7 protein-coding genes are annotated in these 8,303 nt (G+C 75.2%); 2 read left to right on the top strand and 5 right to left on the bottom strand.

Annotated features, from left to right (window positions below):
* Positions 1-112: 112 nt before the first annotated feature.
* A complete protein-coding gene (locus tag AB0E91_RS29515) occupies positions 113-1,264 on the bottom strand; it encodes an NAD(P)/FAD-dependent oxidoreductase (protein WP_361788110.1) in 1,152 nt (383 codons plus the stop codon).
* A gap of 17 nt (positions 1,265-1,281) precedes the next feature.
* Positions 1,282-1,959, bottom strand: a complete 678-nt coding sequence (locus AB0E91_RS29510) for a TetR/AcrR family transcriptional regulator C-terminal domain-containing protein (RefSeq protein ID WP_361788108.1) — start codon at positions 1,957-1,959, stop codon at positions 1,282-1,284.
* A gap of 229 nt (positions 1,960-2,188) precedes the next feature.
* Between AB0E91_RS29510 and AB0E91_RS29505 the strand changes: the two genes are divergently transcribed.
* A complete protein-coding gene (locus tag AB0E91_RS29505) occupies positions 2,189-3,184 on the top strand; it encodes a LacI family DNA-binding transcriptional regulator (protein ID WP_361788105.1) in 996 nt (331 codons plus the stop codon).
* A 53-nt stretch (positions 3,185-3,237) separates the two neighbouring features.
* Here the strand turns inward: AB0E91_RS29505 and trxA are convergent, their stop codons facing one another.
* Positions 3,238-3,624 carry a thioredoxin gene (gene trxA / locus AB0E91_RS29500; RefSeq protein WP_361788103.1) on the bottom strand — a complete coding sequence of 129 codons (387 nt, stop codon included), beginning with the start codon at positions 3,622-3,624 and terminating at the stop codon, positions 3,238-3,240.
* Positions 3,625-3,817: 193 nt separating this feature from the next.
* On the opposite strand from trxA, the gene AB0E91_RS29495 reads away from it, so the two are divergent.
* Positions 3,818-5,248 (top strand): NAD(P)/FAD-dependent oxidoreductase, encoded by a 1,431-nt coding sequence (locus AB0E91_RS29495; protein WP_361788101.1) that lies wholly within the window; start codon positions 3,818-3,820, stop codon positions 5,246-5,248.
* A 9-nt stretch (positions 5,249-5,257) separates the two neighbouring features.
* Here the strand turns inward: AB0E91_RS29495 and AB0E91_RS29490 are convergent, their stop codons facing one another.
* Both AB0E91_RS29490 and AB0E91_RS29485 read right to left on the bottom strand, forming a co-directional pair.
* On the bottom strand, positions 5,258-5,902 hold the full coding sequence (locus AB0E91_RS29490; RefSeq protein ID WP_361788099.1) for a peptide deformylase: 645 nt from the start codon (positions 5,900-5,902) through the stop codon (positions 5,258-5,260).
* 105 nt (positions 5,903-6,007) lie between these two features.
* Complete coding sequence (locus tag AB0E91_RS29485) at positions 6,008-8,155, bottom strand: HEAT repeat domain-containing protein (protein ID WP_361788097.1); 2,148 nt, start codon at positions 8,153-8,155, stop codon at positions 6,008-6,010.
* Positions 8,156-8,303: the final 148 nt, after the last annotated feature.

The raw sequence follows: 8,303 nt of genomic DNA, 5'->3' as shown, positions 1-8,303 counted from the left end.
CTGGATGCCGGTGCGGTCGGCCACGGTGAGCGCCGCGTCGATGACGGCCGGGGTGACGCAGGCGCAGGCGCCGACGCAGGCGGGCGCGCGGTGCCGGGCCCCGGGGCGGGGCTTACCCCTCCGCCCCCGTGAACATCGCCGCCAGCAACTGGGCGGAGTCCTCGCGGAACAGGAGCCGTCCCTGCTGGGCGGAGTCGGTCGCGGAGGCTTCCGCGCGCCGGAACATGTCCGACTCGTAGGCGGTCAGGGCGGCCTCCGTGTCGCCGGGGTGGGCGGCCAGGGCGAGGCCCAGTTCGGCGCCGTCCAGGAGGGCGAGGTTGGCGCCCTCGCCCGCGAACGGGGACATCAGGTGGGCGGCGTCGCCGAGGAGGGTGACACCGGGGACGCGGTCCCAGCGCAGGCCGACCGGCAGGGCGTGGATGCGGCGCGGAACGAGGGCGCCCTCCGCGTCCCGGACCAGCGCCTTCAGGGTGTCGTCCCAGCCGTCGAACTCCTTGAGCACCGCGTCCTTGGCCGCCTCGGTGTCCGTGAAGTCGATGCCGTCGAGCCAGTCCTCCGGCGCCTCGACGGCGGTGTAGACATGCAGCCCGCCGTCCGTCTCGCGGTGCGCGAGGAAGCCCCGCCCGGCGCCCAGCGCGAACAGCATCCCGGCGCCGATCACCCCGGCGCTCACCGGATGCCGCTCGTCCGCGTCGGGCAGGTCCGTCTCCACGAACGAGATCCCGGCGTACGCGGGCACCGCGTCCGACACCAGCGGGCGTATCCGCGACCAGGCGCCGTCCGCGCCGACCAGCAGATCGGTGGTGAAGACACCGCCGTCCGCCAGCGTGACCTCGTGCCGTCCGTCGCAGAGCGGCCGCGCCCCGGTCACCTTCGCGCCCCAGCGGACCGTGCCCTGGGGCAGCGAGCCGAGGAGCAGGTCGCGCAGGTCGCCCCGGTCGATCTCGGGGCGGCCGCCCTCGCCGTCGTCCGGCGCGTCGTGGTGCACGGTGGCGTGCCGGTCCAGGACGCGGGTCGCCTCGCCGCCCCGGTGCACCCGGGCGAGGAACTCCTCGTGCAGCCCGGCCGCGCGCAGCGCCTTCTGGCCGGAGTCGTCGTGGATGTCGAGCATCCCGCCCTGGGTGCGCGCCTCGGGCGAGGCGTCGAGGTCGAACAGGGCCGCCTCGACGCCGCGGGTGTGCAGCACCCGGGCCAGCGTGAGCCCGCCGAGCCCGGCGCCGACGACGGCGATCGGGTGGTGGGGTACGGGAGCGGATGCGGTCATGGTGGCCTCCTGGGGGCTCACTCGGGTACGGCGGTGCGCTCGATGCCGTTGATCAGGGTCTGGAAGGCCCACGACACGCGGTTCTCGGGCGTGCCCGAGAGCAGGACGTGGGCGGCCGCCGCGATGTGCGGACGGGTGGGGTCCTCGGCCGCCCGGCGCAGTACGCCGATCAGCTCCTCCCACTCCTCCGGGTTGTCGCCCCCGGCGTGTTCGGCGGCGGTCGCGACGGCGTGCTGGAGCAGCAGATCGACACCCCAGGCGGCCTGTGCGCGCGGCACCCCGCCCTCGTCGAGCAGGGCGAGCAGGGTCTCGATCAGATTCAGGTAGTGCGGGCCGCGCGGCCGGGCGGTGAGTGCCGCGCGGGCCAGCTCCGGGTGTGCGAGGAGCATGCCGGTGCAGGCGACGAGCACATGCTCGAGGCGCTCGCGCCAGGTGCCCCCCTCCGGGGCCGGGGGGACGGTGCCGAGCAGTTCGTCCAGGACGGCGGCGTGCAGCTCGTCCGTGTTGCGCACGTAGACGTACAGCGAGGCGGGGCCCGTGTCCAGCTCCTGTGCCAGCCGCCGCATGGTCACCTTGCGCAGCCCTTCGGCGCGCATCACGGCCACGGCGGTCGCGACGACGACCTCACGGCTGAGCGCGGGCTTCGCGGGGCGCTCACGGCGGGAGCGGGGGGAGTGCTGGGGAGAAGCGGGCATGGGCCGCAGCGTAACGAACATGTTCGTCACGAACAAGTTCGTAGCGAACGTGTTCGTCAATTGGTGTGCGCGACCCACGCGCGATTCCCGCTCATGCTCATGCCCCTGCCCCTGCCCCTGCCTCTGCCTCTGCCCCTGTCCCCGCTCACGCCCCCGTTCTCGTCCGGTTCTGTACGACCTCGCCCCGCCCGAAGCGGCCCCCGGCGCCTCTGCCAGGATGCGTTCCGTCATGGTGCAGATACCGAACACGCCCACGAGCGCGGACGTCGCCCGCCTGGCCGGGGTCTCCCGCGCGACCGTGTCCTACGTCCTCAACGACACCGGCGCCGTCCGTATCAGCGAGCCGACGCGCCGCCGCGTGCGCGAGGCCGCCCGCGAACTCGGCTACGTCCCGCACGCGGCCGCCCGCACCTTGCGCGCCGGACACAGCCGCATGGTCGTGATGCCCGCCCCCGCCCTCCCGGCGGGCCCGCTGCACAGCCACTTCCTCGGTGAACTCCAGTCCGCCCTCGGCCGCCTCGACTACACCGTCGTCCAGTACGGCGCCCTCGGCCTCCAGGGCGACGAATCCGCCCGCGCCTGGGCCGAGTTACGCCCCGTCGCCGTACTCATCCCCGGCACCGGACCCGGCCCGCGGGGCGTCGAGGTCCTCAAACGCGCCGGAGCCCGCGCCGTGGTGACCCTCGGCCCCGGCCGCGTCCAGGGGGCGCACGCCCTCCTCATGGACCACGCGGTCGTCGGCCGCCGCGCGGGCGCGCATCTGCACGCGAGGGGAAGACGCCGTATCGGGGTGGTCGTCCCGGAGGACCGGGCCCTGGACGTGTTCTCCCGCCCGCGCCTCGCGGGCGTACGCGAGGCGCTGCGCGGCACCGACGCCACCGTCACCGAACTCCCGCTCGCCTACACCGAGTCGGCCGCCGCCCGGCTCGCGAACCAATGGCCCGGCCTGGACGCGGTGTTCGCCTACGACGACGAGTACGCGATGCTCCTGATGCGCGCGCTGGAGGACGCGGGACTCGGCGTCCCCGGCGAGGTCGCCGTCGTCGGCGCCGGGGACCTCATGCTCGGCCGGCTGCTGCGCCCCCGGCTCAGCACCGTCCGCCTGGACGTGCCCTCGGGGCGCGAGCTGGCCGCGTTCGTGGACGGCGTCGTACGCGACCCCGGGCGGGAACCCGGGGTCCGCGCGGTCCTGGACGCCTCACTGATCCACCGCGACTCCAGCTGACCCGCACCGGGCGGCCCAACTCCCTTCGCGCCGACCGGGGTTGCCGGGGCCTACTACTGCCCCGCCTCCTCCTGCTCCTCCTGCTCCGCGATGTTCTTGCGCACCTCGTTCATGTCCAGCTTGCGGGCCTGGTCGATGATGTCGACGAGGGCCGGCTCGGGCAGCGCGCCCGGCTGGGCGTAGACCGCCACCTGGTCCCGGACGATCATCAGCGTCGGGATCGACTGAATGCCGAACGCCTGGGCCAGCTCCGGCTGGGCCTCGGTGTCCACCTTGGCGAACACCAGGTCGGGATTCTCCGCCGCGGCCTTGTCGTAGACCGGCGCGAACTGCTTGCAGGGCCCGCACCAGTCCGCCCAGAAGTCGATGAGGACGAATTCGTTGTCCTGCACCGTCTGGTCGAAGTTCTCCTTGGTCAGCTCCACGGTGTTGCCGCTCATGGCATCTCCCTCTTCCTGGTGTGGGGGTGCTGCCCTCGGCACAAACACGCCCTCCGGTCCGGCTATTCCGCCGCACATCCCACCCGTACCCCCAGAAACCGCACCCGTACCCGCCCGGTCCTCACCCGCGGGCGGCCGGACCCGCGCGCGTACCGTGTGGCCCCCGCGCCCACCACCCACCACACTGGGGCCCATGACGGAAACGGAAGCCATCGCGTACGACGTCGTGGTGCTCGGGGCCGGACCCGTGGGGGAGAACGTCGCCGACCGGACCCGCGCGGCCGGTCTGTCCACCGCCGTGGTGGAGAGCGAACTCGTCGGCGGCGAGTGCTCGTACTGGGCCTGTATGCCGAGCAAGGCGCTGCTCAGGCCGGTCATCGCCCAGGCCGACGCGCGCCGCCTGCCCGGCCTGGCCGAGGCGGTACGCGGGCCGCTGGACGCGTCCGCCGTGCTCGCCCGCCGGGACGGTTTCGCCTCGCACTGGAAGGACGACGGCCAGGTGGGCTGGCTGGAGGGCGTCGGGATCGACCTCTACCGGGGCCGGGGCCGTCTCGCCGGGCCGCGCACGGTCACCGTGACCGCCTCGGACGGCACGGTCACCACCCTCACCGCCCGGCAGGCGGTCGTCGTCGCCACCGGAACCCGCGCCAGGCTCCCGGGGCTGCGAGGGCTCGACGAGGTTGAGCCGTGGACCAGCCGCGAGGCCACCAGCTCCCAGCGGGCGCCCGGCACACTGATCGTCGTCGGCGGCGGAGTCGTCGCCACGGAGATGGCCACCGCCTGGCAGGCCCTGGGCTCCCGGGTCACCCTGCTCGTCCGTGGCGAACGGCTGCTCGGCCGCATGGAGCCCTTCGCCGGGGAACTGGTCGCCAAGGCCCTCACCGAGGCGGGCGCCGACATCCGCACGAACACGTCCGTCGCGTCCGTCACCAGGGAGAACGGCAAGGTCGTGGCCGTCACGGACGGCGGCGAGCGCATCGAGGCCGACGAGATCCTCTTCGCCACCGGGCGTGCCCCGCAGACGGACGACATCGGGCTCGACACCGTGGACCTGGAGCCCGGCACCTGGCTGGAGACCGACGACACCCTGCGGGTCCCGGACACCGACTGGCTGTACGCGGTCGGCGACGTCAACGGGCGCGCCCTTCTCACCCACCAGGGGAAGTACCAGGCCCGGATCGCGGGCGCCGCCATCGCGGCCCGCGCGGCGGGCGTCCCGCTCCAGGACGAGCCCTGGGGCGCGCACGCGGCCACCGCCGACCACTACGCCGTACCCCAGGTCGTCTTCACCGACCCCGAGGCCGCCGCCGTCGGCCTCTCGCTGGCCGAGGCGGAGGAGGCGGGTCACCGGGTCCGCGCCGTGGACGTGGACTTCGGCTCGGTCGCGGGCGCCTCGCTCTACGGCGACGACTACACCGGCCGCGCCCGCATGGTGGTCGACCTGGAGGAGGGCATCCTGCGGGGCGTCACCTTCGTGGGCCCCGGCGCGGGTGAACTCGTGCACTCCGGGACGGTCGCCGTCGCCGGCCGGGTCCCGCTCGACCGGCTCTGGCACGTGGTCCCGCCGTTCCCGACGCTCGGCGAGGTGTGGCTGCGGCTGCTTGAGGCGTACCGCGACAACTGACCTCGCCGGTCAGGGGAGTTCAAAACCGAGCACCTTTGCCGCGGCCTCCGGCGCCGGCTGGGCCCACAGGGCGGCGGCCGCCTCGTTGGTGGAGAGCGAGCGCGGCTCCGCGCGGTCCAGGTAGAGGGTGCCGTTCAGGTGGTCCGTCTCGTGCTGCACGATCCGGGCGGGCCACCCCGAGACCTCCTCGTCCAGCGCGCGGCCCCGCTCGTCCTGCCCGCGCAGCCGCACCCGCGCGTGCCGGGCCACGACCGCCTGGTAGCCGGGCACGCTGAGGCAGCCCTCGTAGAACGCGGCGAGTTCCGGCCCGGCGGCCTCGTACGACGGATTGACCAGCACCCGGAACGGCAGCGGCACCCGGGCCCGGGCCGCCGCGATGTCCTCGGGGACCGTCGCCGGGTCCTCCAGTACCGCGATCCGCAGGGGCACGCCCACCTGCGGCGCGGCCACGCCGACCCCGGGAGCGGCGTGCATGGTCACGCGCAGCGCCTCCACGAACCTCTCCAGCAGGGCGGGGGAGAGCTGCCCCTCGTACGGTTCGGCGGGGCGGCGCAGGACCGGATGGCCGGCCGTGACGATGGGCAACGGGCCACCGGCGGCGAGGAGTTCCTCGATCCGCTCGGCCAGGGGCGCGTGATCGCTGGGGAGTGACATCCGGTCAGGATGCCACGGCGGCACGCACGCGGGCCCGGCGCGGGCGACAACGCCCGCGCCGGGCCCGGGTGCGTGCCGTTCCGCTGTATCCGCGGGACCCGGGCCTCAGCCGGTTCGGTCGAGGACGGACGTCAGCGCGGCGCGCAGTTGTTCGTCCTCACGGATCATCGCGTGGTCGAACTCGGAGACGACCAGGCGGCGGTCCCCGGTGACGAGCGCGGCCAGCCGGTCGTGCTGCTCCGGCGTCAGGGCGGCGACGCCGAGCGCCCGCAGGGCGTCGCAGGCGCCCTTGAGGTCGGCGCGGCTCTCGGCCGAGCGCAGCGCCACCTCGGCGAGCCGGGTGCGGTCGAGATCGGCCGGATCGGCGACGGCGAGCAGCCCGAGGACGGCCGAGGGTGCTTGGGCCGGGGCGTCGAGGAGAGCCTGGAGCCGGGCGGTCAGCGGGCGCCCGGCCGGGCCGAGCACGGCGATCTCGCGGGCGGCGCGGGCGGCCGTCCAGTGGAACCATCGCTCGCCCTCACACCGGTCGAAGACCGAGGCCAGCACCGGGACGACCTCGGCCGCATCACCGGCGATCCGCCACAGGGCGAGCGCCAGGGCGAGGTCGGTGTCCACCTCCGGCGTGGTGTCGCGGTCGGTGGTGCGGCCGAGCGCCGTCCGCAGGGTCGGGGCCAGGGGGGCGGCCGCCGGGCCGAGGCCGGCCAGGACGCGGATGCCCTCGTCGACATCGCGCGCACCGGTGGCGAGCGCCGCCTCGGCGGCGGCGAACAGCGGCCCGGTCTCGCCGGTCAGCTCGTGCAGTGCCTGCGCCACGAACAGCTTCCGGGCGTCGGCCCGCAAGGCGGTGGCGGCCTGCTCGCGCTGCTCGGGCCCGATGCCGACGGCGACGGCGGTGATCGCGGTGGCAGCGTACTGGAACCGGGGCAGAACGGCGCACAGTTCGGGCAGCGCCTCGACGGCCTGTGGGCCCCATTGCCGCAGCAGGTGGACCAGCTGGGCGGTGTCGTTGTGGTCCTCGGTCGTCGAGCAACCGCAGTCCTTGCGCCCCTCGGGGCGCTCCAGCGCCTTGGCGGCCAGGCGGCCGCGGACCGCGGCGAGCAGTTCCGGGTCGAACGGGAAGGGCGCGTCGGCCGGGGCGTGGGACTGGGTGGCGCGCCGCATGGCGCGAGGGCGCCGGTCGACGGCCCGGGCCAGCAGCGGGGCGGCGGCCCGCGGCGCCACCAGGACGAGCGTGGCGAGGGCCTGGTCGGCCGCCTCCTCGTCCGGCTGCGCGGCGAGTTCGGCGAGGACGGGCGCGGCCTCGCGTGCCGCCGGGCCGAGCTTGCCCAGGAGCTGGGCGGCCGCCCAGTCTGCGGCGAGCGGGGCGATCGCGGGGATCAGCCGCTGCGGGGCGCTGCGCGACAGGGTGCAGGCGCGATCGGCCGCCCACAGGGCCTCGGCCCGCACCTCGGGGCGCTCGTCACGCAGCGCGGCGTCGAGCAGTGCGAGGGCACTCTCGCGGTCGGCGTCGGTGTCCCGCCCCAGCAGGGTTCCGACGATGGTACGCAACGGCTCGCGGTGCTCGCCGGCGTAGCCGGACTTGGCCGTCTCGCGCGCGGGCAGGAGGCCGAGGACGGCGTCGCGGTGTGCGGCGAGCCACGGCTCCCCGGCGTCCAACGCGGCGAACACGGCGGCCAGGCGCAGCGGCGCGGGCGTGTCCGGGCCGAGCAGGGCGCGGGCCTCGGCGACGGCGCCCGCGCGGTCCAACCGGGCGTACGCGGTGAGGAGTTCGGCCCGAACGGCGGGATCGGTCTCGGCGGCCAGGCGGGCCCGGACGGCGGGCAGGGCGGTGCGGGTGTCCCGGGTGTGGCCGGCCGTCCAGCCGGCCGCCTGCCGGACGGCGGCGTCATCGTCGGCCAGCAGCGCTATGAGCAGCGGCAGTTGGGCGGTCACGGCGGCCCGGACGGCGCCCGGCTCGACGTCGTACTCGTCCTCGCTCTGGGCGAGGCAGCCGAGCAGTCGGAGCGCGTCGACGGTCTCTCGGCCGCAGGCGGCGATCCGGGCGAGGTACGGGACGGCGTCGACACTGGCCGCGTACACGGTGCCCTGGTGCACGATCGAGCTGTAGAGCTCCTCCAGTGCCTCCTCGGCGTCCTCACCGCCCTCGGCGAAGGTGCGCAACAACCCGGGCAGGTCCTCGGCCGGGCCGTAGGCGTGGTTGACGGTGGCCCAGGGGTGGGCGTCGAGACCGGCGAAGGCTGTGGAGAGTTCCATGGCCGTGATCTTCGCAGGGACCTCTGACATCCCCTCCGACCAGGGCCGGGGCGGAGGGGAAGGAGAACGTCGCCTCGGGCTCGTCGAGCCGGACCGGGGGTCCCGGCCGACTCGGCGATCGCGCGCACACCGGAACGCGGCCGGGGCC

The sequence above is a fragment of the Streptomyces sp. NPDC026659 genome (assembly GCF_040638245.1).
Classification (GTDB): Bacteria; Actinomycetota; Actinomycetes; order Streptomycetales; family Streptomycetaceae; genus Streptomyces.
The sequence above is the reverse complement of the archived record's forward strand: the minus strand, read 5'-3'. Positions and strand labels throughout refer to the sequence as shown.